Origin of the sequence: Micromonospora sp. NPDC093243, from assembly GCF_044753725.1 — a bacterium.
GTDB lineage: Bacteria > Actinomycetota > Actinomycetes > Mycobacteriales > Micromonosporaceae > Micromonospora.
The window spans coordinates 1-24,189 of sequence record NZ_JBIVNT010000013.1 but is presented as its reverse complement, the minus strand read 5'-3'; the positions used below and the strand labels follow the sequence as shown (position 1 = coordinate 24,189).

Here is a 24,189-nt window from a genome sequence, read left to right as displayed (position 1 = left end):
GCGACCGTGGCCGTGGTCGCCGGAACGTGGCCTCGGCCACCGGAGCGCCGCGTCGCAGAACACGTCGGACCCGTGCGACCGGTGACCGGAGTCGGGCCGCCGAGCCGGCTGGCTATCGTGTGGGCGACCCGGCTGTCCGCCCGAGGAGCACCTGTTGACCCAGACCCGAGCCGTGCGCCCGTGGTACCGCCGGATGACCGCGCGGCAGCGGGACGAGCCGCACCGCGCCGCCACCCCCTTGGAGCTCTTCTTCGACCTGTGTTTCGTGGTGGCCGTGGCGCAGGCGGCCGGGAGCCTGCACCACGACGTGTCGGAGAATCACATCGGCCACGCGGTGACCAGCTATCTGATGGTGTTCTTCGCGATCTGGTGGTCGTGGATGAACTTCACCTGGTTCGCCTCCGCGTACGACACCGACGACGACGTCTACCGGCTGACCACCCTCGTGCAGATCGTCGGCGCCCTGATCATCGCGGCGGGAGTGCCGCGCGCCTTCACCGAGGGCGACTTCACCACCATCACCTACGGGTACGTGGTGATGCGCCTGGCCGCGGTGGTGCACTGGTCCCGCGCGGCGGCCAGCGACCCGATGCACCGCGGGGCCGCGATCCGGTACGCGATCGGGGTCAGCGTGGTGCAGGTCGGTTGGCTGCTGCGGCTCGCCCTGCCCGAGGACTGGCGGCTGGCGTCCTTCGTGCTGCTGGCCCTGGCCGACCTGCTGGTCCCGGTCTTCGCCGAGCGGCCCGGGATGACCCCCTGGCATCCGCGGCACATCGTCGAACGGTACGGCCTGTTCACCCTGATCGTGCTCGGCGAGACGGTGCTGGCCGTCTCGATCGCGATCCAGGACGGGTTGGACGCCGGATCGCACGGCCTCTGGCTCCTGGCCGCGGCCGGCGTGGTGATCGTGTTCGCGCTCTGGTGGGTCTACTTCGACCGGCCGGTCGAGTTGTCGACCCGGCTTCGCGACTCGCTCACCTGGGGGTACGGCCACTACCTGATCTTCGCGTCGGTCGCCGCGGCCGGGGCGGGCCTGGCGGTGGCGGTCGACCACGAGCGGCACATGTCGCACGTCTCGCAGACCACCGTCGGGTACGCCGTAGCCGTGCCGGTCGCGGTGTACCTGGTCGTCGTCTGGGCGCTGCACATACGCCGGCAGCAGCGCGGACCGGTCGTCGCGGCGTTCCCGGTGACCGCCGCGTTGGCGCTGGTCGCGCCGCTCGGTCCGGCGCCGGTGCAGGTGGTGGCGGCGCTCCTGCTCGCCCTGGTGACGGTCACCGTGCTCGTTCGGCGGTTGGAGAACACACCGGCGGCCGACGACGCGAGCCCGGACGCGGCCTGACTTCGACGCTCCGGGCTCGGCCGCCTACCGCGCGCGACCGCCGGGCAGTGGGCAGAATTGGACCATGTCTCCCCGCCGATGGCTGTTGGCCGATCAACTCGGCCCGCACTTCCTCGACGATTCCGACCAGCCGGTGCTGCTCATCGAGGCGCGGGAGCTGTTCCGCCGGCGGCCCATGCACCGGCAGAAGGCCCACCTGATCCTCTCCGCGCTGCGCCACCGCGCGGCCGAGTTGGGTGACCGGGCCGTGCTGCTGCGCACGGGCACCTTCCGGGAGGCGCTCGACCAGCTCAGCGGGCCGGTCGAGGTCTGCCATCCGCACTCCCGGGCCGGCCTGCGCTTCGCGCGTTCGGTGCCGGGCCTGGCGATACTGCCGCCACGCGGCTTCGTCACCAGCCAGGCGGACTTCGCAACCTGGGCCGACCAGCGCCGGCGCGGCCCCCTGCGGATGGTCGACTTCTACCGGCACGCGCTGCGCCGACACGGGGTGCTCGCCACGTCGGCCGGCGGCGCCCCGGCGCGGCGGCGGCCCCGCTCCGCCGCCGCGCAGCCGCTGCCACCACCCCCGCCGGTCGTCGAGGACGAGATCGACGCCCAGGTGCGCCGCGACCTGGACCGCTGGGCGGCCGACGGGGTCCGGTTCGTGGGCCGCGACGGCCCCCGGCGGCATCCGGCCACGCACGCCGAGGCCGAGACCCGGCTGACCCACTTCCTGGCGCACCGGCTGCCGGAGTACGACCGGTACGCCGACGTGATGAGCGTGCACGACCCGTTGCTGGCGCACAGCGCGCTCTCCTCGTCGTTCAACCTCGGTCTGCTCGACCCGGCGCCGGCGGTGCGGGCGGCCGAGCAGGCGTGGCGCGACGGGACGGCTCCCCGCGCGGCGGTGGAGCCGTTCATCCGGGGGCTGCTGGGCTGGCGCGAGTTCCTGTGGCAGCTCTACTGGTACCTCGAGCCCGGGTTCCGGGGGGCCGGCTGGCTGGCCGCGACCGAGCCGCTGCCGCAGTGGTTCGCCGAGCTGGACGCGGACGCGGTTGAGGCGCGCTGCCTCGCCGACGTGCTGGCCGCGGTCCGCGACGGCGGGTGGACCCACCACGTGCCCCGACTGCTGGTGCTCGGCAATTACGCGCTGCAACGCGGCTGGCGCCCCACCGAGCTGGCCGACTGGTTCCGGCGCTCGTTCGTCGACGGCACCGACTGGGTGATGAACGCGACCGTGGTCGGGATGAGCCAGTACGCCGACCTGGCCAGGGTGGACACCCGTCCGTACGCGGTGGACGGCAGTGACATCGACGAGATCAGCGACTACTGCACCGGCTGTCGGTACGTCCCCGAGCGGGCGCTCGGCGATCTCGCCTGCCCGTACACCGGCGGCTTCGAGACCTTTCTCTACCGCAACCGGGAGCGGCTGGTCGGCGATCCGCGGCTCGCCGCCGAGCTGGCCCGCCGCGACGACCCGGAGCACCGCGAGGCGGTGCTGGCGCAGGAGGAGAAGCGGGGCAGCACCCCGCCCTGACCGGTCAGCCGGCCTCCGGCGCCGGGCGGCGGCGCTCGGCGGCGCGGGGGTCCTCGATCGTCGCGGTGACGACTGCCGCCCCGGCGTCTGAGCTGGCGGGCGCCGCCCAGAAGTCGAGCAGCAGCCGGTGCAGCTCCTCGGCCCGCTCGATCTGCGGCATGTGCCCGCAGTCGCGGAACAGGTGGGTCCGGGCCCGGGGCAGCCGGGTCCGGGCGGCCTCGAGGTGGGCCGCCGGCAGGATCAGGTCCCGGTCGCCCCAGACCACCAGCGTCGGCACCGCCAGGGCGGCCAGCTGGGTCAGCAGCTCCTCCCGCCACTGCGGGCGGACGCCGCGCAAGCCGCCCAGGCTCCGGACGGTCTCGAGCATCACCCGCGCGGTGTACGGCTGGCGGGCCACCTCCAGGGCGTACGCGATGCGCTCGGCGGTGGCGAACGCCGGGTCGTGGAAGAGCGCGCGTTCGACCCGGCGGGCGGCGGCCCGGCTGGGACGCAGCATCATCCGGCCCAACGGGCGCAGCGCGAGCAGCCGCAGCGCGAGGGTCACCTCTTGACCGAAGCCGGCGCTGTTGACCAGCGCGAGGCTGGCCACCCGGGCCGGCTCGGTGACGGCGAGCCGCATGGCGACCGCACCGCCGAGGGAGTTGCCGACCAGGTGTGCGGGGCGGTCGACGCCGACCACGTCGAGGTAGCGGCCGACGAAGCGGGCCAGCGCCGGCAGGGTGTGCGGCTCGGCCATCGGCAGCGACCCGCCGTACCCCGGCAGGTCGACGCTGTGCACCCGGAACCGCTCGGCGAGGCGCTCGTGCTGGTCGGTGAAGTCCCGCAGGGTGCGGCCGACCCCGTGCAGCAGCAGGACCGGCGGGCCGTCGCCGTCGATGCGGTGGCGCACCCGGCGGCCGCCGACGGTGACGTGCCGGGGGCCCTGCGCCGCGCTCATGCCGGCTCCCCGGCGGTTTCGGTCGCCGACACCTCGGCGGCCCGTGGTGCGGGCACGGCACCCACCGGCCGGTGCGCGACCGGCGGTGGCGAGGCGGGCGGGACGAGCGCGGGTGGTGAGGCGGGCGGGACGAGCGCGGGGGGCGGCGTCGCGGCGGGCCGCTCGCGCTCGACCGGGGTCGGCGTCGCGGCACGCGAGGCCGCCTCGCCCCGGCGCAGTCCGAGGGCCAGGACCCGGTGGTACGAGGCGGGCGCCACCCGGGCGAGCAGATCCGGCAGCCTCGCCGACCAGCCGATCAGTACCCGGCCGCGGCGGCGGGCCACCCCGCGCAGGATCACCTCGGCGGCCCTGGCGGGCGCGATGGTCAGCAGCTTCTCGAACTGCCGCCGACCCTGCTCGTACTCGTCGCGGTCGACGCCGCTGCCGACCCGGGCGTTTGCCGCGATCCGGGTGTCGATCCCGCCGGGGTGCACCGAGGTGACCCCGATCCCGTGCTCGGCCAGCTCGGGGCGAAGCGCCTCGGTGAGGCCCCGGACGGCGAACTTGCTCGCCGAGTAGGCGCTCTGCCCGGCGGGCGCGATCAGGCCGAAGAGGCTGGAGATGTTGACCAGGTGCCCGCCGGTCTCCTCCTTGAGCGCGGGCAGCAGCGCGTGGGTCAGCTGTGCGACGGCCCGGAAGTTGATCTCGACCACCCAGCTGAACTCCTCGAAGGTGACCTGGTCGAACCGGCCACCGAGGGCCACCCCGGCGTTGTTGATCAGCAGCCGGATCCGGGGGTGCCGCTGCCGGATCTCCGCCGCCACCCGCGCGGTCGCGGCCGGGTCGGCCAGGTCGACCAGGTAGGTGCTGAGCTGCCGGTCGGGGTAGCCGGCGGCCAGCGCGGCGACCACCGCGTCGAGCCGCTCGGCGTCCCGGTCGAGCAGGACCAGGTGGCTGCCGCGCCGCGCCAGCGCGTGTGCCAGCGCCTCGCCGATCCCGCTGGCGGCGCCGGTGACCACGGCCGTGCCGTCGGCGAAGTCGAAGGTACGCACGGGTTGCTCCTCTGCTGCTCGGTTCAGGCAACGGCCGCACCGTCCATGCAGGACGGTCAGCCTACCGGGGTGCCGGTGGGCCGCTCCGGTGTGGCGGGCCGGTCGACGACGCCGGCCCGGGAGAACCGCACGCCGGCGTCGGCAAGCCGGCCGTGCCGCATCAGCAGCACGTCGCGGGGGTAGTTCTGGTGGAGCCGCCATGGCGCGGCGGCTCCCTGCTTGGGCAACGCGTCCAGGCTACGCAGGACGTAGCCCGCGCGGAGGTCGATCAGCGGCACCCGGTCGTCGCCGGGCGGTGGCAACGGGGTGACGATCTGCTGCCCGGTGCGGTCGAGGTGGCGCAGCAGCCGGCAGACGTAGGTGGCGACCAGGTCGGCCTTCAACGTCCAGGAGGCGTTGGTGTAGCCGATGGTCATGGCCAGGTTCGGCACGCCGGAGAGCATCATCCCCTTGTAGGCAACCGTGCCGGCCAGGTCGACCTCGGCGCCGTCCACGGTGAGCGTCATCCCGCCGAGGGCGAGCAGGTTGAGGCCGGTCGCGGTGACCACGACGTCGGCGGGCAGCTCCTCGCCGGAGGCCAGTCGGACGCCGTGCTCGGTGAACGTGTCGATGGTGTCGGTGACCACCGAGGCCCGGCCGTCCTGCACAGCGGCGAAGAGGTCGCCGTCGGGCACGATGCAGAGCCGCTGGTCCCACGGGTCGTAGCGGGGCGAGAAGTGTCGGTCGAGGTCGTAGCCGACCGGCAGCCGGCCCCGGGCGGCTCGGCGCAGCAGCCTCTTCATCAGCCCGGGCGCGCGCCGGCTGAGCTGGAAGTTGGCGGTGGCGAGCAGGACGTTCTTCCACCGCACCACCGGGTAGGCAGCCTTCGCCGGCAGCCAGCGACGCAACGCGTCGGCGAGCGCGTCGCGCGCGGGCAGCGGCAGGATGTACGTGGGTGAGCGCTGCAGCATCGTCACGTGGGCGGCCCGCTCGGCCATGGCGGGCACCAGGGTGACGGCGGTGGCGCCACTGCCGATGACCACCACCCGCTTGCCGGTGTGGTCGAGGTCGGCCGGCCAGTGCTGCGGGTGCACCAGCCGCCCGGCGTACCGGTCGACGCCCGGGAAGTCCGGGGTGTAGCCGGCGTCGTAGCGGTAGTAGCCGGCGCAGACATAGAGAAAGGCGCAGGTCAGCTCGACGGTTTCGGCGGTGTCGTCGCGGTGGGCGTGCACCGTCCAGCGGGCCGTGGCGCTGTCCCACTCGGCGCGCAGCACCCGGTGCCGGAAGCGGATGTGGCGCTGCACGTCGTACTCGCGGGCGGTCTGCTGGACGTAGGCGCGGATCGCGTCGCCGTCGGCGATCGCCTTCGGGTCGGTCCAGGGCTTGAAGGAGTAGCCGAGGGTGAACATGTCCGAGTCGGACCGCACGCCGGGATAGCGGAACAGGTCCCAGGTGCCGCCGATGGCGTCCCGGGCCTCCAGCACGGCGTACGTCTTGCCGGGGCAGCTGCGCCGCAGGTGGCAGGCGGCGCCGACGCCGGACAGCCCGGCGCCAACGATGATCACATCGACGTGGTCGGAGGCCATGGCACCTCCCGGTGGGTGGCGGTGGACCGGACCTTATCCACCACCGTCGAGGCCAGTCAACACCCTGTCGAGTCTCTCGACAGGGTGTTGAGGCCCGGTAGGATCGGCGGTCATGACGAGCGTGCGTGCCGCCGCCGCAGCCGCGACTCCGCGCGGGCGGCGAGCCGCCCGGTCCGCCGGTGACCACCGCGAGCTGGCGATTCTGGCCACCGCGGAGCGGTTGCTGGAACGGCGGGCGTTCGCCGACATCTCCATCGACGACCTGGCCCGCGGCGCGGGCATCTCGCGCCCCACCTTCTACTTCTACTTCGCCTCCAAGGACGCGGTGCTGCTCACCCTGCTGGACCGGGTCACCGAGGAGGCCGACGCCGCCGCCGGCGACGTGCTGGACCGGCTCGCCGAGGATCCCCGGGCCCGCTGGCGGGAGCTGATCAGCCGGTTCCACGACACGTTCCGCGCGCACAAGGCGGTCACCCTGGCCTGCGCCCAGGTGCGGGGCACCAACGCCGAGGTCCGCCAGCTCTGGGCGGCGGTGCTGGAGCGCTGGGTGCGCAGCGCCGAAACGGCCATCGAGGCCGAGCGGCGGCGCGGGGCGGCCCCGGGCGGATCACCCGCCCGGGACCTGGCGATCGCGCTGAACTCGATGAACGAGCGGGTCATGTACGCGACGTTCGCCGCCGACGAGCCCGCCCTGGCCGAGCCCGACGTGGTGGACGTGCTGCTCGACGTCTGGCTGTCCACGATCTACCGCACCACCACTCCCCCAGGCTCCGCCGGCAGCTGATCGGCGGACGCGCGGGTGAACTCCATGATCCAGTTGGTCTCCCAGCTGTCTCCGCCGTCGGTGGAGAACGCCTGCTCCCAGCGGGCCGAGGTCGCGGTGATCTCCGACCAGATGAACCGGCAGCGGATCGGGCGGCCCTCGTCGACGTCGTCGGCGTAGAAGGTGCCGACCCCGTCGACGAAGCGGCCGACCAACGCCGGCATCTCCACCACCCCGTTGGCGCTGTTCATCCAGTAGATGGACCACTCGCCGCGGGCCGCGTTGAAGGTCCGCACGGTCGCGCCGGAGAAGTCCTTGGTCGGGAAGGTGATCTCGTCGAAGTTGCCCGCGCCGGCAAAGAAGCTACGAGCGACCTTCACGCTCGGGAACTCGTCCCACTCGTCGCTGCCGGCGTGCCGCTTCTTCAGCCGCCGGTTGGCGATGTTCCAGGTGCCGACGAGGAAGTCGAAGTCGCCCATCAGCGGCCCACCAGCCCTTCGGCGTGGGCGTCGACGAGGTACGCCTCGACGTCCGGCCGCTCCGGCGCGAGCACGTGCCGGATCCAGGCGGCCCGCTCGTGCTCCAGCACGCTCAGCTCCCAGACGCAGCCCACCCCCGGCCTGTTCAGCGGGACGAAGTTGGTCGGGTCCTCGTCGGGGCAGTCCAGTGCCGGCTGGCCGGCCACCGCGACGCCCACCTCGACCGCGTTGTCCCAGGTCCAGCTGTACGCCAGCAGGTAGGCGCCGGTGTCCGCGCCCCGGTGCAACACCACCCAGCCGGCCGGCGGGGTGCCGTCGGGCTCCGGGAGCAGGCTCGGCAGCACGTCGTACGCCGCCTTCTCCACCTCCGGCTCGATCGGCCGCTCCGGCTGGTCGATGTGGTAGCGCTTGAGCTGTCGCCCGGCGACCGTGGTCGGCCCCGGCGTCCGCAGGTGCTTGTCGCGAAATGCCATGCCGGGACGGTAACGGCACTTCCCTGACAACTACTGTCAGCAGAATGCGGGCCAGTCGACTCCTCTCCGTCCTGCTGCTGCTCCAGGCGCACGGCCGGATGACCGCCACCCAGCTCGCCGAGCGGCTGGAGGTGTCCACCCGGACCATCTACCGGGACGTGGAGTCGCTGCACGCCAGCGGCATCCCGCTCTACGGGGAGGCCGGGCACGCCGGCGGCTACCAGCTGCTCGACGGGTGGCGGACCCGGCTGACCGGGCTGACCACCGAGGAGGCGGACCGGCTCTTCCTGGCCGGCCTGCCCGGGCCGGCCGACGAACTGGGCGACGGCGCGGTGGTGGCCGCGCTCCAGCTCAAGCTGCACGCCGCGCTGCCACCGCCGCTGCGCGAGCGGGCCGCCCTGCTCCAACAGCGGTTCCATCTGGACACCGCCGGCTGGTTCGCCGACGGCGACGCCTCGGCACACCTGTCGCCCGCGGCCGACGCGGTGTGGCGGCAGCGCCGGATCGAGGTCCGCTACCGCAGCTGGGCCGGGGAGGTCACCCGCGTGCTCGACCCGTACGGACTGGTGCTCAAGGGCGGCCGTTGGTACGTGGTGGCGGGTCGACCGGGGCGGGACGAGCCGGCCACCTACCGGGTCAACCAGATCCTCGCGCTGACCACCCTGGACGAGGGGTTCGACCGGCCGGCCGACTTCGACCTGTCGAGCTGGTGGCGGGGGCACGTGCAGCAGTTCCGGGCCCGGCTGCATCGCGACGAGGCGACCGTACGGCTCTCCCCGGCCGGCCGGGTCCGGCTGCGGGAGGTGGCCAGCGACGTGGTGGTGGCAGCCGTGGAGGGCAGCGCCGGGCCACCGGACGAGGCCGGCTGGGTCACCGCCGCGCTGCCGATCGAGTCGCTCACTCACGCGCACGGCGAGCTGCTGCGCCTCGGCGCCGAGGTGCAGGTGCTCGCGCCGGCGGCGCTGCGGGACCGGCTGGCGGCCACGGCGGCGGCGCTGGCCCGCCTCTACCACGCCGGCTGAGCCGCTTCTCCACTGTGGAGCCGTGCCGGGGACATCGATTGTCGGCGTGATGTGCCACCCTGGGACGGGTCGACGAGGTCACCGGAGGTGAGGGTCACGTTACGGCTGCGCGCACTGGTCGCCGTCCCCGGCACCGGGCCGGTCACCGTCGAGGTACCCGCCGGGCACACCGCGGCCCTGGTGGCGCCGCCCCGGGTCGGCACCGCGGTCGCCCGGGTGCTGGCCGGGCTCGCCGCGCCCCTCGCCGGGCGGATCCTGGTCGGCGAACGGGACGTGACCGCCCTGCCGCCGCCGCGCCGCCAGATCGGCTACGTCCCGGCCGGCGGCGCGCTGCTGCCGCAGCTGACCGTGCGTCGCAACATCGAGTACGGCCAGCGCAAGCGGGAACGGGTACGCGAGGTGGCCGACGACTGGGCGGCGACCGTCATCGACCGGTTGGAGCTGGCGCCGACCCTCGCCCTGCTGCCGCACCTGCTCTCCGACGCCCAGCGGTTCCGGGTGGCGCTGGCCCGCGCCGCCGCCTGCCTGCCCGAGGTGCTGGTGGTCGACCTGCCCGCCGGGATGGCCGGTGGCGGCCGGTTGAGCGATCTCGTCCCCCGGCTCTCGCCGCCGGACGCACCCGGGGTCGCCGTGCTGATCTGCACCGCCGACCCGGCCACCCTGCAGGAGATCCCCGATCGGGTCGAGCTGGTCACCGAGGCGGTGGGGCGATGAGGGGCGGGCTGCGCCGCCGCACGCTGCTGCGCGCCGCGGTCGCCGGCACCGCCACGGCCGTCGCCGGCTGCTCCGGCGGGGAGCGGGCGGTGCAGGTCGCGGTGGTCTGGAGCGGCACCGAGCTGGAGCGGTTCCGCGAGGTGGTGGCCGGCTATCCCGCGTCGGTGCAGGTGGTCAGCGCCGGCAACGACATCGACGCGTTCCTGCGCGCCCGGCACCTCGCCGGCACCAGTCCCGACGTGGCGATCCTGCCCCGGCCCGGCCTGGTCACCGAATACGCCGAGCGGGGCTGGTTGAGCCCACTGACGCCGGCCGCGGGCTACGCCGTCCCCGGCGACCTGGGCGACCTGCTCACCGTCGACGGCCAGCGGGTCGGCGTCTGGGTGAAGGCGGCACACAAGTCCCTCTTCTGGCACCTGCCCTCGGTGCTGCCCCAACCACCGACCAGTTGGGACGAGCTGGTGGCGCTGACCCGCCGCCTCGGTGCGCGGGCCCGGCGCGGCCTCGGCCCGGCGCCGCTGGCGATCGGCGCGGCCGACGGCTGGGTGCTCACCGACTGGTTCGAGAACGTGCTGGCGGACGTGGCACCCGACGGCTACGACGCCCTCGCCGGCCCGGACGCCGACTGGCAGGGCGCACCGGTGCGCGACGCCCTCGACCGGCTCGCCGAGATCTGGAGCGTCGACGGCGCCTTTCCCGGCGGCGCCCGCCGCGCCCTGCTCACCCAGTACGAGGAGTCCGTGATCCAGGTGGTGCGCGCACGCCGGGCGGCGATGGTCTTCGAGGGTGACTTCGTCGACGACGTGGTCCACCGGTTCCAGCGCGACTCGGCCGGGCCGTCGACGTTCCGGTTCCCCGGCACCCAGCCCGGCGGCGGCCCGCTCATTGTGGGCGGCGACGTCGCGGTGGCCTTCGCCGGCGCGGACGCCGGGGTGGAGCTGGTGCGCTGGCTGACCGACGCCGTCGCGTTCCGGCCCTGGCTGCGCGCCGGCGGCTACCTGTCACCGAACATCACCGTCCCGCTGGACGGCTACGCCGATCCGGTCCGCCGCCGGCTGGCCGCCGAGATGCGCACCGCCGACACCCCCCGTTTCGACCTCTCCGACCGGCTTCCCGGGCCGTTCACCGGCTCCGACGGCGTCGGCATCTGGCGGATGATGCAGGATTTCTTCGCCGACGTGACCAGTGGGGTGCCGGCCGCCGAGGCCGTCCGCCGGGCCACCGGCCAGCTCGCCGCCGCGGCCCGCAGCGCGGGCGGTGGCCGGTGACCAGGGCGCCGGTCCTCGGCGAGCTGGCCGTCCTCGACGACGTCGGGCCGCCGCGGCGCGGTCGTGCCTACCCGGCGGCGGGCGCCACGTCGGCGCTGCTGCTGCCCGCCGCGCTGCTCCTCGGTGGGCTGGTGCTCTGGCCGGTGCTGCGCACCGTGCACGCCAGCGTCACCACCGACGGCCGGTGGGTGGGTGCGGCGCACTTCCGGGCCGCCCTGGACGCACCGGACACCGCCGCGGTGGTCGGTCGCACGGTGCTCTGGGCGCTGCTGGTGCCCGCCGTGGTGACCGGGCTGGGCTACCTGCTCGCCGCCGCGTCCCGCCGCTCCCAGGAGGGCGGCCTGGTCCGGCTGATCCTGGTCGTGCCGATCGCGCTGCCCCTGGTGGTCACCGGGGTCACCTTCCGCCTGATGTACGACCCGGACCCGACCCGTGGGCTGGCCACCCTGCTCGCCGCGCGGTTGACCGGGCGCTCCGCCGAGGACGCCCCGCAGCTGCTCGGCCCGGGCCTGGTCACCGTGGCGCTGATGTCGGCCTTCGTCTGGGCCTGGGTGGGGCTGGCCGTGCTGGTGTTCCGCGCCGCGCTGGACCGCGTGCCGCCGAGCCTCGCCGACGCGGTACGCGCCTACGGCGGCCGCCGCCGGCACGTGCTCTGGGACGCCCAGTGGCGACCGCTGCTGCTGCGTACCTTCGCGGTGGTCTTCGCCCTGGTGGCGGTCGGCACCAGCCGGACCTTCGACCTGATCCTGGTGATGGCGCCCGGCTCGGTGCGCGACGAGGCGGCGGTGCTGGCCCTGCGGGTCTGGCAGACCTCCGGCGGCACCACCACCGGCGAGGGGGCGGCACTCGGCGTGGTCTGGCTGGTGGCGGTGGCCGCGGGCATGCTGGTGGCGGCGCTCTTCGTCCGGCAGGCGTGGCCGCCGCCGCGACCCGCCGAGCCCGAGCCGGAGGAGGCGCAGCCGACGAGCGCCCCGCCGCCGCGGCTGTTCCGGCTGATCGCCGCGGGCGCGGCGGTGGCCTGGCTGATCCCGCTCGGGGTGCTGGTCGCGACGTCGCTGCACAGCCCGGTCGACGCCGCGGCCGAGGACTGGTGGTCGGCACCGCTCAGCCTGGACTCCTACCGCGACGTGCTCGGCGGTTCGGAGCTGTGGCGGGCGCTGACGTTCACGCTGGTGCTGGCCACCGTGGTCACCGCCGCCGTGCTGGTCGTCGCGCTGCTCGCCGCATACCCGCTGGCCTGGCTGACCGGGCCGGCGGCGCAGGCGACCGGCCTGCTGCTGATGGCCGCCAGCATCGTCCCGGTGCAGGTCATCGCGGGGCCGGTCAACGAGGTGCTCGGGGTGGTGCTCTCCTCCGGCACCGCCCGCGGGCTGGTGCTGGTGCACCTGGCGCTGGGCGTGCCGTTCGCGGTGCTGGTGCTGCGCAACGCCTTCGCCGACCTGCCGGCGGAGCAGGTCCGTGGCGCGCGGCTGGGCGGGCGGCACTGGTGGGGCACGCTGCGCCGGCTGGCCCGCCACAACCGGCCGGCGATCGTCGCGGTCTCCGTGCTGGAGTTCGTGCAGGTCTGGAACGACCTGGTGGTCGGGCTGCTGTTCAGCGGCCCCGACGCGGTGCCGCTGGGGCTCTTCCTGGCCGGGCAGACCCGCGGCTTCGTGGCCAACAGCGGCGCGCTCGCCACCGGCTCGGTGATCGCCTCGGTGCTGCCGGTGCTGCTGGTGGTGCTCGCCCGCCGGCATCTCGTCGCCGGTCTGGTCGCGGGGGGCGTCCGGTGACCGGCCCGACCGGCGCCGGGCGTCCACCCCGTTGGCCGGTGCTGGTCGCGGTCGGCACGCTGGTCAGCGGGGTGGCCGCGAACCTGGCCAGCAACCTGCTCTCCGAGCTGGCCAGCAGCGTGCTCGGGCCGGCGAGCATCGCGGTGGCGATCAGCGGCGCGATCGGCTGGCTGGTGTTCGAGATGCGCCGACGGCGGGCCGGCCGGCAGGTCGCCGCCGAGCCGACGGAGATCGTCGCCGAGCCGACCAGCGGCGCCCCGACGCTGCCCTACCCGGCCGGCTTCACCGGCCGGGCTGAGCACGTGGAGTCGATCGTCGCGTTGCTGGCCCGGGAGCACGCGGTGGCCGTGCTGGGCCGGCGCGGGGTGGGCACCTCGGCCTGCGCGGTGCAGGCGGCCAACCTGTGCCGGGAGAACTTCCCGGACGGGCAGTACTACCTCGACCTGCGCCGTGCCGGCCGGCCCCGTTCGGCGCGGCAGGTGCTCACCGCGCTGGCGAGGATCCTGGGCACCCCGCCGCCGGCGTCCGGCCGGGCGGACGCGCTCGCCGAGGCCGCCGACGCGCTGCGCCGGCAGCTCGACGGTCGCAAGATCCTGCTGGTGCTGGACAACGTGGACACACCCGCGCAGGTGCGGCCGCTGCTGCCGCCGACCGCGCGCACCTGCCGGCTGCTGCTCGCCGGCGGCCCCGCGCTGACCGGTCTCGAGGGCGTGGTGGCGCACTGGATCGCCGAGCCCGGACCGACGGAGGCGGTCGAACTCTTCGCCGCCGCCGGGCAGGCCGCGCCGGCCGCCCGGGCCCGCCGGGCCGACCCGCGCACCGACCCGGCGGTGCGGTCCATCGTGGACCTCTGCGGGCGGCAGCCGCGGACGGTCCGCGCGCTGGGCTACCGCACCGCGCAGCACGGCTGGCGCCCCACCGACGTGCTCGACGCGCTGCGCCGAGCGGTCGAGACACCCCCGCACCAGCGGGTCAGCGTCTCCCCCGCGGCCCGGTTGGTCACCGAGCGCGACACGGCGTACCGGGCGCTGTCGATCGAGGCGCGGCGGCTGTACCGGTTGATGTCGCTCAGCCCGGCGCCGGTGGACCGGCCGACCATCGCGGCGCTGGCCCGGCGGCGGCCCGACCGGGTGGCGGCGCTCCTCGACGAGCTGGCCGCGGCGGCGTTCGTGGTCGGCGCGCCCGGCGACCGCTACGAGATCCGGCCGCTGCTGGCCGGCTACGCCCGGCTGCATCTGCGCGACGCCGAGCCGGCCCGCCGGCGGGTGGCCGCCCAGGCCCGGCTCACCCGGCACCTGGCCCGCCAGGCCGAGCGGCACGCGGCCAACCTCGCCGCGATCGGGTCACCGCCGGACCGGGAGTGGTCGCTGCCGCTGGACGACGACCCCTACGGCTGGTTCGACCTGCACCAGGAGCTGCTCCTGGCGGTGGTGCGGGTGCCGGCCGGCGCGGCGGAGACCCTGCCCCGGCGGGTGCGTCGCTGGTGGTTCCAGCTGGCCGTGGCGCTGTGCGGGTGGCTGGCGCACGCCGAACGGCTGCAGGAGTGGGAGCAGGTGTGCCGCACGGTGCTCGCCACCCCGACCGCCGACGACCGGCCGGAGATCGCCGGCTGGGCGCACAACGAGCTGGGCGTGCTGCGCCGGCGCCGGCACGACCCGCAGGGCGCCGCCGCCGCGCTGACCCTGGCGGTGGCCGAACGCGGCCGGCGCGGCACCGCGCAGGCACGGATGAACCTCGGCCTGGCCCTGCTCGACCTCGGCCAACTCGACGACGCGGTGGAGCACCTGGAGCTGTCCCGGCGGCACCGCTCCGGCGCCGACCGGGCCGGGCATGCGCTGACCGACCTGGGATTGGGCGCGGCCCGGCTGGCCCGGGGAGAGCTGGACAGCGCCCACCACCACCTGGTGCGGGCGGCGAACACGTTCCGCTCGCTCGGCGACGCCCGGGGCTACGCCGCGGCACTGACCAATCTGGTGCTGGTGCACGCCAGCGTCGGCGAACACCTCGACGCGGCGCAGGCATGGCGGGCCGCGCTACGCGAGTACGAGTCGGTGAGCGATCCGACCAGCCGGGCGGCCGCCCTGCTCAACGCCGGCGCCACCCTGCTGGCCACCAGCCCGACGCAGGCGCGGCAGGCCTACGAGATGCTCGCCGAGAGCCGCCGGCTGCGCGAAGGCGGCCGGCCGAGCGCGGGGCTGGGCCGGACCCAGCTCTACCTGGGCGACGCGGCGGCCGCCCTGGACGACCCGGACGAGGCACATCGCCACTGGGTGGACGCGGCGGCGATCTGCGAGGAGGTCGGCGACGCCGAGGGGCAGGCGGCGGCCGACACGCGGCTGGCACCCGACGAGCCGGCGACGGTCCAGACCCCGGTCGAAGCCTGAGCAGGCCCGTAGGCCCGGGAGTCCGTGTGGATGGTCGGGCGCTACGGCCTGTCGGCGGTGAAGAAGGCGGTCAGCGCCGGGGCGAGGGCGTCGGGTGAGACGTCGTGCGTCTGCCCGCCGAGGGTGCGGTACAGGGCGACGGGCAGCGCCGCGGCGGTGACCTCGGCGGCCCGCTGGAGGAGCTGTGGGCTCGCGTCGCCGGCGAGGACCAGGGTGGGGACGGTGAACCTCGCCGCGAGGTCGCGAGGCACGTGGCTGTCGCCGAGGACAGCGTCGTCATAGCCGAGCGTCGGGGCGATCGCCTCGAACGCGGCCCAGTGCGGCCGGGCCCGCATGCCGGCGATCACCTGCGGCGGGACCCCGACGTGCGTCATGAACAGGGCGACCGCATCGCCGTGGCGACCCGCGGCGAGCAGTTCGTGCAGGTGCTGGGCGTACTCCTTCAGCCGGGTGGCGTTCTCGCCGTCGGCTTCGGCGAGGAACGGCGGCTCGTAGAGCGCGAGCCGGGTGACCCCGGGTCCGGCGGCGGCGGTGGCCAGGGCGAGCGCGGCACCGGAGGAGATGCCGTAGACGTACGCCTGGCCGCCGGCCGCCGCGATGACGGCCTGGAGGTCCTCGACCTCCCGGAGCGCCGCGTAGGGCGGGGTGTCCCCGCTCTCGCCCCGGCCGCGCCGGTCGTAGGTGTGCACGGTGAACCGGGAGGCCAGCGCGGCGGCGAGCGGCCGCATCGGGCCGCCCGCGCGGTGACACAGGGCGCCGTCGACGAGGACGACAGCCGGGCCGTCGCCGGTGCGTTCGTAGCCGATGGCGGTGCCGTCGGCGGAGGTGACCACGGGCATCGAGCTGCTCCTCACTCCGGCTGGGTGGGCTCGACGTCGAGGCTGGCCAGGTAGGCGGCGAACCGGTCGAGGCTGGTGCTGAAGCCGGCCTGCGCCTCGGCGCTCAGGTAGGCGGCGGGCACGTTTGTCTGGTGGGTGATCACTTCGGTCCGCCCGTCGCCCAAAGCGACGAAGGTGACCTCGGTGCGCATGCCGCCCTCGACGTCGGACTCGATCCAGACCAGCCGCTCCGGTCGCTGGATCTCGGCGTAGACGGCCCGCATCCGGTAGGTGCTGCCGTCGGCGTCGTTGACCATCGTGGTCTCGAAGGCCCCGCCGGGGCGCAGCTCGACGACGATGCCGTCGAGCGGCGTGCTGGTGCCGGCCGGGCCCCAGAAGTGGGTCAGGTGCTCCGGTCGGGTCATGCAGTCGAAGAGCAGCTCCGGGGAGCCGTGGTGCACCCGCCGGTAGGTCACTTCGCCGGTCTCGGTCATGGTGTCGTCTCCTCGTGGTGACGCGGGTCGGCGCGCAGCGCGGACAGGTGCTCTGCGAGGCGGTCGTGCCGGTCGGCCCACATCTGGCGGTGCCGGGCCATCCAGTCGGCGGCGACCTCCAGGTGGTCCGGCTCCAGCACACACGGGCGGGACTGCGCCGCCCGCCCGCGCGAGATCAGACCGGCCCGCTCCAGCACCTTGAGGTGCTTGGAGACCGCCTGCTGGCTCATCGCGAACGGCTCGGCGAGCTGGTTGACCGAGGCCGCTCCGCCGGCCAGGCGCTCCAGGATCGCCCGCCGGGTGGGGTCGGCGAGCGCGGCGAAGACCAGGCTCAGTTCGTCCTCGACAACAGGCATGCCCCGACCCTATCCACAACCATTCGTTTGCACAACCATGTGGTTGTGATTGGCCCCGTCGATCGTCCGCCGGCCCGCCGGCCGGGATGATGATCGGCGTGGACACCGTGACGATCCGGGACCGAAACCCGGCCGACCTGCTACGATGCGTCGAGCTGCTCGCCGAGGTGCACCGCCTCGACGGCTATCCGCTGAACTGGCCGACCGATCCGCAGCGATGGTTGAGCCCGCCCGACCTCCAGCACGCGTGGGTCGCAGAGGTCGGTGGCGCGGGTCCGGTCGGCCACATCGCCGTGCACGGCGCCACCGCGCCACCGCAGCCGGCCCCCGCCGAGGTCGGCCGGCTGTTCGTCGCGCCCGCCGTACGCGGGCACGGCGTCGCCGGCGCGCTGCTGCGACGGGCCCGGCGCTGGGCCACCGACCGCGACCGCGAGCTGCTGCTGGAGGTCGTCGACCGCCCCGGCTCGGCAGCCGTCGCGCTCTACGAACGCACCGGTTGGCGCCACACCGGTACCAGCACGGCCGACTGGACCGCCCCGGACGGAAGCCCGGTGACCCTGCGGCACTACGCACTCCCCCGATCGCATCGGGCCTGAGAGAGCGCGTCGCCGCCCGGGCCCCGCGCCGTCAGCGATCGATCCGACGTTGCGGCGCGCGGTCACCATGGCGGGATGGACTTCGAGCTGACCGCCGCGGAGCAGGCGGTGTGGCGGGCCTTCCCCCGACGGGCCCTGGTGGACCTGACCAGCGCCGAGGACCGGGTGGTTCGAGCGTCCGTCATCCGCGCGCTGCTGCTCGGCGCGATGCCTCCGGAGGCGGGACAGTTGGCTGCCCTGACCCTGGTCGGCGCCGAGATCTCCGGCACGCTGGACCTGTCGTACGCCGAGATCCCGTACGCCGTCCGCCTGAGTCGCTGCACCTTCGGAGAACGCTTCGAAATGGTCGGTGCCCGGACCCGGGAACTGGACCTGGCCGGCTCCCAGCTCCGCGGCCTCTGGGCCGACAAGGCGTCCATCGAGGGCAACCTTCGGTTGGCCGGAGTCCGATGTGTGGGCGGCGTCCGCCTCGTGGCCGCCCGGATCGACGGCGCGCTCGTACTGGACGGGGCTCAGATCGCCGGAGCGCCGGCGGTGGAGGGCAGCCTCCTCTCCGTCGGCCACGACATCCGGGGCCTGCGCCTGCGCTGCGAGGGAGAGGTTCAGCTCAACAGCGCCGACATCCGCGGTTCGGTGCGGCTGCACGGCGCCACCATCACCAACCCCGACGGCCGAGCCATGGCGGCGGTCGGCATGGTGGTCGGCGGGACCCTCAGCTGCTGCGACGGGTTCAGCGCCCAGGGGCGGATCAACATTTCCTTCGCCCGCGTCGACAAGCAGGTCTGCTTCGAACACGCTCGGCTGCACGCCACCACGGGTGTCGGACTCAACTGCCGGCAACTGCAGACCACCGAACTGGTGCTCGCCACCGGCGAACCGATCGAGCGTCCGGTCGACCTACGGCACGCGCGGATCGGTGTGCTCCGCGACGACGAACCGCTCGGCTGGCCGACGAAGCTGCGTCTCGACGGATTCAGCTACGACACGATCGTGTCGACGGCTGACGTGCGGCAGCGACTGGGCTGGCTCGACCGCGACGACGACGGGTACGCGCCCCAGGCCTACGAACAGCTGGCGGCGATGTACCGGCGTCGGGGCGAGGAGGACAGCGCTCGGACGGTGCTGTTGCGTGGGCAGCGGCGCCGACGGGCCCTGCAGTCGCGACCGATCCAGCTCTGGGGCTACCTGCAGGACGTCACGGTCGGCTACGGCTACCGACCTGCCCTGGCCGCCATGTGGCTGCTGGCGCTCTTCCTCGTGGGCACCGTGGCGTTCACCACCCAGCAGCCGGTGCCGTTGGACCCGGCGAGCCCGCTGCACTTCCGTGCTCCCGTCTACACACTCGACCTTCTGCTGCCGCTCGTCGACCTGCATCAGGAGACAGCCTTCGAACCGGTGGGGACGACCGTGTGGCTCGCGTACGGGCTGATCGCCTTCGGTTGGATCCTGGTCACCACCATCGCCGCCGGCACAACCCGCGTCCTGCGCCGCGGCTAGGCCGGCCGGCCGGGAAGGCTGGCGATGGCCTGCCGGACTCGGCGTCTCTCAGGACGGGCCCACCAGCGCCGTGGTGTCCGAACCGTCCGTCGTCCGTCCCGGCGTGCCGGCACGCGCCCGGGCGACGATGCGCCCACGCTCCGATTCCGGGAAGCGGTCGAGTCTGGCGCGGACCTCGTCGGCGTTCTCGTCGGCGCCGAAGAGCTCGGTGCCCGGTTCGAAGCGGACGCCTTCGGCGAGGGCGCCGGCGATGACCGGATCGAAGCCGAGCGCGTCCACGAGGGAGGCGACGGCGGCACGATCGGCGGGGTCGTCGCCGGCGATCGCGACCGCCGTGCGTGCGCCGTCGCCGGCGGGCCGGGCCTTGTCCTCGATGTCGTGGTAGCCCACGTGGTTGAACGCCTTGACGACCCGGGCGCCGGAAAGGAACGCCTGGACGATCTCGCTCGAGGAGGTGCGCGGATCGGTGAGGTCGTCCCGGATGCCGTCGATCTCCCACCAGTAGTTCATGGCGTCCACGACGAGCTTGCCGCGTAGCGCGTCCGCCGGGATGGTGCGGTACCTGCCCAGCGGCAGGGCGAGGACGACGATGTCGGCGCGGGCCGCGGCGTCGGCGGCGGTGGTGGCGACCGCGCCGGGAGTGAGCACCTCGACGGTGAGCGCGATCTTGGCAGTGTCGCCGGAGCCGGCGATGAGCACCCGGTAACCGGCGGCCAGGGCGAGCCTGGCGAGAACGGTGCCCAGCTTGCCGGCACCGAGGATGCCGATGGTCTGGCCGCCGTTCTGGGTGGCGTCGTTCATGTCTGTTCCGATCGTTCAGTTGGCGAGGATGTCGCGAACCATGGGGATCACCTTCGTGCCGTAGAGCTCGACGGCCCGCAGGCGGGCGGATACCGGCTGAGCGCCCGCGGTGTAGATGAGGTCGAACCGGCCGACGCCGAGGGCGCCGACGGTGCGGGCGATCTTGCGGGCGACGGTCTCCGGCGAGCCGATGTAGAGGGAGCCGTGCTCGATGTCGGCGTCGAACTCGGCCCGGCGGATCGGCGGCCAGCCGCGCAGGGCACCGATCCGGTCCCGGATGACCCGGTAGTGCGGCCAGAACACCTCCTTGGCCTCCTCGTCGGTGTCGGCGATGAAGCCCGGCGAGTGCATCCCGACCGGATACGCGGTCGTGCCGAACTGCTCCGCGGCACGCCGGTACAGGTCGATGTAGGGCGCGAAGCGCGTGGGCGCGCCGCCGATGATGGCGAGCATGAGCGGCAGGCCGTGGCGCGCGGTGCGTACCACCGACTGCGGCGAACCGCCGACGCCCACCCAGGTGGTGAGGCGCCCCGACTCGGTCTTCGGAAAGACGTCGGCGTCGACCAGCGGTGCGCGCAGGGTGCCGCTCCAGGTGACCGGACGCTCGTCGAGCAGCTTCACGAAGAGGTCGAGCTTCTCCTCGAACAGCGTGCCGTAGTCGCTGAGGTCGTAGCCGAAGAGCGGGAAGGACTCGGTGAACGAGCCACGGCCGAGGATGACCTCGGCCCGGCCGTTCGACAACGCGTCGACCGTGGCGAAGCGCTGGAACACCCGGACCGGGTCGTCCGAGCTCAGCACGGTCACCCCGGAGCCGAGCCGGATGCGCGAGGTACGCGTGGCGATGCCGGCAAGAACGGTCTCCGGGGTCGACACCGAGTACTCCGGTCGATGGTGCTCGCCGACGGCGAGGGCGTCGACGCCGAGCTCGTCGGCCAACACCGCCTCGTCGACGACCTGCCGGATCGCGGCGGCGTAGGAGACCGGCGTACCCGAGTCGTCCTGCGGCACGTCGCCGAAGGTGTCGAGGCCGAACAGGAGGTCAGACATGGGTGGGCTCCTTGCTGAGTAGTTCCCGCACCCGCGGGGCGACCTCTCGGCCGAGCAGCTCGATGGAGCGGGCGCGGGCCTGACGGGGCAGGTGCATGACGTCGTACTTGAGGTCGAAGCGGCTGAGCCGCAGGTCGCGAGCCATCGTGGCGATCTTCCGGGCGACCGTCTCGGGCGACCCGACGAAGAGTGCCCCGGAGTCGAGCTCGGCCGCGTACCGTTCCCGGGTCGGCCGATAGAAGCCGCGCTCCCGGGCGAGCTGCGTCACCACCGGCTGCCAGTACCGCCACCAGGTCTCGACGGCCTCCTCGTCGGTGTCGGCGACGAGACCGAGTGAGTGCTGTCCGACCGGCTTCGTGGCGTGCCCGTGCTGTTCGAGCGCGCGGTGGTAGAGGTCGACGTGGCCGGCGAACCGTTGTGGGCGCCCGCCGATGATCGCGAGCATGAGCGGAAGTCCGTAGCGGGCGGCGCGGATCACCGAGTTCGGGCTGCCGCCCACGCCGATCCAGGTCGGGATGCCGCCCGGGCCCATCCGGGGGTGCGGACGCTGCTCGGTCAGCGGGCTGCGGACGGTGCCCGACCAGGTCACCGACTCCTCTCGCTGCAGCCGCATGAACAGGTCGAGCTTCTCCTCGAACAGCTGCTCGTAGTCGGCCAGGTCGTAGCCGAACAGCGGGAACGACTCGGTCGCCGAGGCCCGGCCGAGGATGAGCTGCGCGCGGCCGTTCGACACCGCGTCGAGGGTCGAGAACTCGTGGTAGAGCCGGACCGGGTCGTTCGTGCTGAGCACCGTGACCGAGGTGCCGAGCCGGATTCGCTCGGTGGCCGTCGCGATCGCCGAGAGCAGCACGGGCGTGGCCGAGTCGTTGAAGCCGTCACGGTAGTGCTCGCCGACGCTGAACACGTCGAGCCCGACCGACTCGGCCAGCCGGGCCTCCTCGACGATCAGCCGTACCGTCTCGGCATCGCTCAGGACGCGGCCGCCGTCGGTGGCCACTTCCCCGAATGTGTTGAGGCCCAGTTCGAAGCCTTCGGTTGTCATGGTCTCCTCCTGCTCCGGTCCTCGGCGGACTGCCACTCGGGGATCGCAACGTTGATTGACTCGTCAATTATTTCCACGATATGATTGACACGTCAATTGGAGGACGGATGACGGAGAACACACCCCAGCGGCGCAGCGGACGCCAGCTGCCGACCGCGGAGCAGCTGCGGATCTGGCGCGACTTCATCGAGACGGCGGACGCACTCAGGTCCGAGCTCACCTCACGGCTGCAGACCGAGTCGGCGCTGTCGCCCGGCGACTACGCGGTCCTGCTCGCCCTCAGCGAGGCCGACGGATCACGGATGCGCTCCTCCGAGCTCGCGGCCGGCATCGGCTGGCAACGCAGTCGGCTCTCCCATCACCTCGGCCGGATGGAGCGGCGCGGGCTCATCCGCCGGGAGGAGTCCGCCGCCGACAACCGGGGCGCCGAGGTCGTGCTCACCCCGACCGGCGCCGAGGCGTTCCGAGGCGCCACGTACCCGCATCTGCGCGCCATCCGCGAACTCTTCGTCGACGCGCTCACACCGGACCAACTCGCCGCCGCGGGCGAGGTCGCCGTGGCGCTGCGCGCGCACCTCGGCCCGTCCGGCAAAGTGTGACGACCCCCGGATGAGGCACGCCTCGCAACGGGCTGGACGCGGAGGCCGACGTCCCACGCGGTCAGGTCCCGGGGCGCACGTGCTACAGAAAGTGGCTGCTCAAGACGGCAGGAGCGGACGCATGAAGGTGCGCTCGTACCGCACGACGCAGCCCGAGTCGTCGCGGATGCTGTCAGCCGCGACGAACTCCGGGTCATTGCCGAAACGTGCGCGGTAACGCTCGTAGGCTGCCAGGGTGTGCCACTGCTGACTGTTTGGCTAAGCGATCCTACGTGGGCTGTCCGGTCGTTGGCGGTCGTGTTCGCTGGCCGGGTCTGGGGGGTTCGGTCCCGTATGGTGAGGCATCGATTGTTGGTGGGTGTGGGTGGGGCGTGGGGTTGTGGCGGGTTCGGTGTTGACGTCGACTGCGACGTGCACCGCGTATCGGGCGGTGTGCGGCGGTAAGCCCGACGCGCCCGGAGTTCAATCGCCGGTGGCGGGCCGGGTGCTGGCCGGCCGGGTGGGGTGGCTGGCGGACCTGGTGCGGTGCATGGCCGATCGGGTGATCGCCGCACATTGGTCGGACGTGGATCTTGCGGTGCTTGCTGGTGGGGTTGGGCCTGATGGGAGGCGTCTGCCGGCGAGTGGGTGGATGGCGTTGCGGCGGCTGGGTTGGGGTGTCGTGGCGGCGGCGGGTGTGGTGGTGTCGGACCGGGTTCGTCGCATCGCCGAGGAGGAAGCGGCCCGGGCTCTGCGTCTGGGATGTCACCGTCGCGCGGTGGTTGCCGCGCTGCTGGCCACCTGGCCGGCAGACCCGTCGGCTCGTACCGGTGAGGAGTGGTCGGCGTTGCGGGCGGCGTTACCTGAGGGCTGCGATAACGCGACGATCCGCAACCGCACCCGACAGATCCGCGCCTACGTCGGGGTGCATGGGCGGCTGCCCGCGGACGTGTGTGAGTTGGAGGGTCCGCCGGTTGTGGCGCGGCAGGTGAGCCTAGCGGCGGCGGACCGGCAACAGGTCGTCGTCGACCGGGGCGACGAGCGGAGGGTGCGGGTGTGGTCGCAGCTTCCGGTGTGCGCGTCGCCGGCCTCCTACCGTGACTGGGTGTGGCATGCCGTCGAGGTGGTCCTGCCGCCCACTGTGCCCGCGGGGGTGAAGGTGTGCAGCCCGACGCTGCGGCCCCGCGACGGCAAAGTCCGGGTCGACCTGCCCTGGCAGACCCCCCACACCCCGCCACCCTTGCACGGCCACAGGCGTGCGCTGGGTGTCGACTGGGGTGTGAACACCCTGCTGACCGCCACCGTGGCCGACCTCGACCAGGACGGCGTTGTGGTGGATGGGCGGCCGTTGCGGTTCGACGCGACCGGTGTGTCGGCGAAACTGGTGCGACTACGCCGCCACCGCGAACACCTCCGCACCAAGGTCGAGCACCTGACCCGGCTGGCCGAGGGCGGCCCCGCCCATGTCCCCGCCGATCCGGCTTTGACGGGCAAGCTCGCCCGGCTGGAGGTCGAGCATGAGGCGGTGTGTGCCCGGATCCGGCATCTCAACAAGGCGCTTGCGTGGTCGGCGGCGCGGTGGCTGCTCGACCACGCCACGGGCCTGTCAAGATTTCTGTGTAAGTTGATCTATGGGTTGTCAGGTCAGGTAGGGGCCGAGGCGGTCGGGGTAGGCCAGGGCGAGGGCGCCGAGG

At 73.8% G+C, this 24,189-nt stretch carries 23 protein-coding genes; 12 read left to right on the top strand and 11 right to left on the bottom strand.

The window, feature by feature from the left end; all coding sequences use genetic code 11:
- Positions 1 to 154: 154 nt before the first annotated feature.
- On the top strand, positions 155 to 1,342 hold the full coding sequence (locus ACIP9D_RS31335; protein WP_350877233.1) for a low temperature requirement protein A: 1,188 nt from the start codon (positions 155 to 157) through the stop codon (positions 1,340 to 1,342).
- A gap of 64 nt (positions 1,343 to 1,406) precedes the next feature.
- Positions 1,407 to 2,858, top strand: coding sequence for a cryptochrome/photolyase family protein (locus ACIP9D_RS31330; RefSeq protein WP_350877235.1), 1,452 nt, complete (start codon positions 1,407 to 1,409; stop codon positions 2,856 to 2,858).
- Between the two features lie 4 nt (positions 2,859 to 2,862).
- On the opposite strand, the gene ACIP9D_RS31325 is transcribed toward ACIP9D_RS31330, so the two are convergent.
- From ACIP9D_RS31325 to ACIP9D_RS31315, 3 genes are read right to left on the bottom strand one after another with little or no spacing between them, the layout of a single operon-like run.
- Complete coding sequence (locus tag ACIP9D_RS31325; protein ID WP_350877237.1) at positions 2,863 to 3,795, bottom strand: alpha/beta fold hydrolase; 933 nt, start codon at positions 3,793 to 3,795, stop codon at positions 2,863 to 2,865.
- Positions 3,792 to 4,826 (bottom strand): SDR family oxidoreductase, encoded by a 1,035-nt coding sequence (locus ACIP9D_RS31320; protein WP_350877239.1) that lies wholly within the window; start codon positions 4,824 to 4,826, stop codon positions 3,792 to 3,794. The genes ACIP9D_RS31325 and ACIP9D_RS31320 overlap by 4 nt, the downstream gene beginning before the upstream one ends.
- Positions 4,827 to 4,882: 56 nt before the next feature.
- The gene (locus ACIP9D_RS31315) at positions 4,883 to 6,391 is read right to left on the bottom strand and encodes an NAD(P)/FAD-dependent oxidoreductase (protein WP_350877241.1); all 1,509 of its coding nucleotides are present in this window, start codon (positions 6,389 to 6,391) and stop codon (positions 4,883 to 4,885) included.
- Between the two features lie 112 nt (positions 6,392 to 6,503).
- Here ACIP9D_RS31315 and ACIP9D_RS31310 point away from each other — a divergent pair, with 112 nt between their 5' ends.
- Positions 6,504 to 7,175, top strand: a complete 672-nt coding sequence (locus ACIP9D_RS31310; protein ID WP_350877243.1) for a TetR/AcrR family transcriptional regulator — start codon at positions 6,504 to 6,506, stop codon at positions 7,173 to 7,175.
- Here ACIP9D_RS31310 and ACIP9D_RS31305 read toward each other — a convergent pair.
- Together ACIP9D_RS31305 and ACIP9D_RS31300 are read right to left on the bottom strand one after the other, a co-directional pair.
- Positions 7,136 to 7,633 (bottom strand): hypothetical protein, encoded by a 498-nt coding sequence (locus ACIP9D_RS31305; RefSeq protein ID WP_350877245.1) that lies wholly within the window; start codon positions 7,631 to 7,633, stop codon positions 7,136 to 7,138. The two genes, ACIP9D_RS31310 and ACIP9D_RS31305, sit on opposite strands and share 40 nt — an antisense overlap.
- Complete coding sequence (locus ACIP9D_RS31300; protein WP_350877246.1) at positions 7,633 to 8,106, bottom strand: hypothetical protein; 474 nt, start codon at positions 8,104 to 8,106, stop codon at positions 7,633 to 7,635. The genes ACIP9D_RS31305 and ACIP9D_RS31300 overlap by 1 nt, the downstream gene beginning before the upstream one ends.
- A 44-nt stretch (positions 8,107 to 8,150) precedes the next feature.
- Between ACIP9D_RS31300 and ACIP9D_RS31295 the strand changes: the two genes are divergently transcribed.
- The 5 genes from ACIP9D_RS31295 (at position 8,151) to ACIP9D_RS31275 (ending at position 15,266) form a co-directional block, all read left to right on the top strand.
- A complete protein-coding gene (locus ACIP9D_RS31295; RefSeq protein ID WP_350877248.1) occupies positions 8,151 to 9,128 on the top strand; it encodes a WYL domain-containing protein in 978 nt (325 codons plus the stop codon).
- An 87-nt stretch (positions 9,129 to 9,215) separates the two neighbouring features.
- Positions 9,216 to 9,842 carry an ATP-binding cassette domain-containing protein gene (locus tag ACIP9D_RS31290; protein ID WP_350877250.1) on the top strand — a complete coding sequence of 209 codons (627 nt, stop codon included), beginning with the start codon at positions 9,216 to 9,218 and terminating at the stop codon, positions 9,840 to 9,842.
- The gene (locus ACIP9D_RS31285; RefSeq protein ID WP_350877252.1) at positions 9,839 to 11,110 is read left to right on the top strand and encodes an extracellular solute-binding protein; all 1,272 of its coding nucleotides are present in this window, start codon (positions 9,839 to 9,841) and stop codon (positions 11,108 to 11,110) included. The genes ACIP9D_RS31290 and ACIP9D_RS31285 overlap by 4 nt, the downstream gene beginning before the upstream one ends.
- Positions 11,107 to 12,882, top strand: a complete 1,776-nt coding sequence (locus ACIP9D_RS31280) for a hypothetical protein (RefSeq protein ID WP_350877254.1) — start codon at positions 11,107 to 11,109, stop codon at positions 12,880 to 12,882. The genes ACIP9D_RS31285 and ACIP9D_RS31280 overlap by 4 nt, the downstream gene beginning before the upstream one ends.
- On the top strand, positions 12,879 to 15,266 hold the full coding sequence (locus tag ACIP9D_RS31275; RefSeq protein ID WP_350877256.1) for a tetratricopeptide repeat protein: 2,388 nt from the start codon (positions 12,879 to 12,881) through the stop codon (positions 15,264 to 15,266). Before ACIP9D_RS31280 ends, ACIP9D_RS31275 begins: the two co-directional genes overlap by 4 nt.
- Positions 15,267 to 15,307: 41 nt before the next feature.
- Here ACIP9D_RS31275 and ACIP9D_RS31270 read toward each other — a convergent pair whose 3' ends face one another.
- Genes ACIP9D_RS31270 through ACIP9D_RS31260 form a run of 3 tightly spaced genes read right to left on the bottom strand, consistent with a single transcriptional unit; the run spans position 15,308 to position 16,934 of the window.
- On the bottom strand, positions 15,308 to 16,105 hold the full coding sequence (locus tag ACIP9D_RS31270) for an alpha/beta hydrolase (protein WP_350877258.1): 798 nt from the start codon (positions 16,103 to 16,105) through the stop codon (positions 15,308 to 15,310).
- A gap of 11 nt (positions 16,106 to 16,116) precedes the next feature.
- Positions 16,117 to 16,578, bottom strand: a complete 462-nt coding sequence (locus tag ACIP9D_RS31265) for an SRPBCC family protein (RefSeq protein ID WP_350877260.1) — start codon at positions 16,576 to 16,578, stop codon at positions 16,117 to 16,119.
- Positions 16,575 to 16,934 (bottom strand): metalloregulator ArsR/SmtB family transcription factor, encoded by a 360-nt coding sequence (locus ACIP9D_RS31260; protein WP_350877262.1) that lies wholly within the window; start codon positions 16,932 to 16,934, stop codon positions 16,575 to 16,577. The genes ACIP9D_RS31265 and ACIP9D_RS31260 overlap by 4 nt, the downstream gene beginning before the upstream one ends.
- A gap of 98 nt (positions 16,935 to 17,032) precedes the next feature.
- Between ACIP9D_RS31260 and ACIP9D_RS31255 the strand changes: the two genes are divergently transcribed.
- A complete protein-coding gene (locus ACIP9D_RS31255; protein WP_350877264.1) occupies positions 17,033 to 17,530 on the top strand; it encodes a GNAT family N-acetyltransferase in 498 nt (165 codons plus the stop codon).
- 75 nt (positions 17,531 to 17,605) lie between these two features.
- Complete coding sequence (locus ACIP9D_RS31250; RefSeq protein ID WP_350877266.1) at positions 17,606 to 19,027, top strand: hypothetical protein; 1,422 nt, start codon at positions 17,606 to 17,608, stop codon at positions 19,025 to 19,027.
- Positions 19,028 to 19,075: 48 nt separating this feature from the next.
- Here ACIP9D_RS31250 and ACIP9D_RS31245 read toward each other — a convergent pair whose 3' ends face one another.
- Genes ACIP9D_RS31245 through ACIP9D_RS31235 form a run of 3 tightly spaced genes read right to left on the bottom strand, consistent with a single transcriptional unit; the run spans position 19,076 to position 21,917 of the window.
- Positions 19,076 to 19,828: an NAD(P)-binding domain-containing protein gene (locus tag ACIP9D_RS31245; RefSeq protein ID WP_350877268.1), complete on the bottom strand. Its 753-nt coding sequence runs from the start codon at positions 19,826 to 19,828 to the stop codon at positions 19,076 to 19,078.
- 15 nt (positions 19,829 to 19,843) lie between these two features.
- The gene (locus tag ACIP9D_RS31240; protein ID WP_350877270.1) at positions 19,844 to 20,875 is read right to left on the bottom strand and encodes an LLM class flavin-dependent oxidoreductase; all 1,032 of its coding nucleotides are present in this window, start codon (positions 20,873 to 20,875) and stop codon (positions 19,844 to 19,846) included.
- Positions 20,868 to 21,917 (bottom strand): LLM class flavin-dependent oxidoreductase, encoded by a 1,050-nt coding sequence (locus ACIP9D_RS31235; RefSeq protein ID WP_350877272.1) that lies wholly within the window; start codon positions 21,915 to 21,917, stop codon positions 20,868 to 20,870. The genes ACIP9D_RS31240 and ACIP9D_RS31235 overlap by 8 nt, the downstream gene beginning before the upstream one ends.
- A gap of 107 nt (positions 21,918 to 22,024) precedes the next feature.
- Between ACIP9D_RS31235 and ACIP9D_RS31230 the strand changes: the two genes are divergently transcribed.
- Both ACIP9D_RS31230 and ACIP9D_RS31225 read left to right on the top strand, forming a co-directional pair.
- Positions 22,025 to 22,516: a MarR family transcriptional regulator gene (locus ACIP9D_RS31230; protein ID WP_350877274.1), complete on the top strand. Its 492-nt coding sequence runs from the start codon at positions 22,025 to 22,027 to the stop codon at positions 22,514 to 22,516.
- A 529-nt stretch (positions 22,517 to 23,045) separates the two neighbouring features.
- Positions 23,046 to 24,189, top strand: a 1,144-nt coding sequence (locus ACIP9D_RS31225; RefSeq protein ID WP_400451367.1) for a hypothetical protein, incomplete at its 3' end; no start/stop codon positions are given.

Coding starts and splice junctions, on each gene's coding strand:
- ACIP9D_RS31330 (WP_350877235.1), top strand. CDS start 1,407: ATGTCTCCCCGCCGATGGCTGTTGGCCGATCAACTCGGCCCGCACTTC.
- ACIP9D_RS31325 (WP_350877237.1), bottom strand. CDS start 3,795: ATGAGCGCGGCGCAGGGCCCCCGGCACGTCACCGTCGGCGGCCGCCGG.
- ACIP9D_RS31315 (WP_350877241.1), bottom strand. CDS start 6,391: ATGGCCTCCGACCACGTCGATGTGATCATCGTTGGCGCCGGGCTGTCC.
- ACIP9D_RS31310 (WP_350877243.1), top strand. CDS start 6,504: ATGACGAGCGTGCGTGCCGCCGCCGCAGCCGCGACTCCGCGCGGGCGG.
- ACIP9D_RS31305 (WP_350877245.1), bottom strand. CDS start 7,633: ATGGGCGACTTCGACTTCCTCGTCGGCACCTGGAACATCGCCAACCGG.
- ACIP9D_RS31300 (WP_350877246.1), bottom strand. CDS start 8,106: ATGGCATTTCGCGACAAGCACCTGCGGACGCCGGGGCCGACCACGGTC.
- ACIP9D_RS31295 (WP_350877248.1), top strand. CDS start 8,151: ATGCGGGCCAGTCGACTCCTCTCCGTCCTGCTGCTGCTCCAGGCGCAC.
- ACIP9D_RS31285 (WP_350877252.1), top strand. CDS start 9,839: ATGAGGGGCGGGCTGCGCCGCCGCACGCTGCTGCGCGCCGCGGTCGCC.
- ACIP9D_RS31270 (WP_350877258.1), bottom strand. CDS start 16,105: ATGCCCGTGGTCACCTCCGCCGACGGCACCGCCATCGGCTACGAACGC.
- ACIP9D_RS31265 (WP_350877260.1), bottom strand. CDS start 16,578: ATGACCGAGACCGGCGAAGTGACCTACCGGCGGGTGCACCACGGCTCC.
- ACIP9D_RS31260 (WP_350877262.1), bottom strand. CDS start 16,934: ATGCCTGTTGTCGAGGACGAACTGAGCCTGGTCTTCGCCGCGCTCGCC.
- ACIP9D_RS31250 (WP_350877266.1), top strand. CDS start 17,606: ATGGACTTCGAGCTGACCGCCGCGGAGCAGGCGGTGTGGCGGGCCTTC.
- ACIP9D_RS31245 (WP_350877268.1), bottom strand. CDS start 19,828: ATGAACGACGCCACCCAGAACGGCGGCCAGACCATCGGCATCCTCGGT.
- ACIP9D_RS31240 (WP_350877270.1), bottom strand. CDS start 20,875: ATGTCTGACCTCCTGTTCGGCCTCGACACCTTCGGCGACGTGCCGCAG.
- ACIP9D_RS31235 (WP_350877272.1), bottom strand. CDS start 21,917: ATGACAACCGAAGGCTTCGAACTGGGCCTCAACACATTCGGGGAAGTG.
- ACIP9D_RS31230 (WP_350877274.1), top strand. CDS start 22,025: ATGACGGAGAACACACCCCAGCGGCGCAGCGGACGCCAGCTGCCGACC.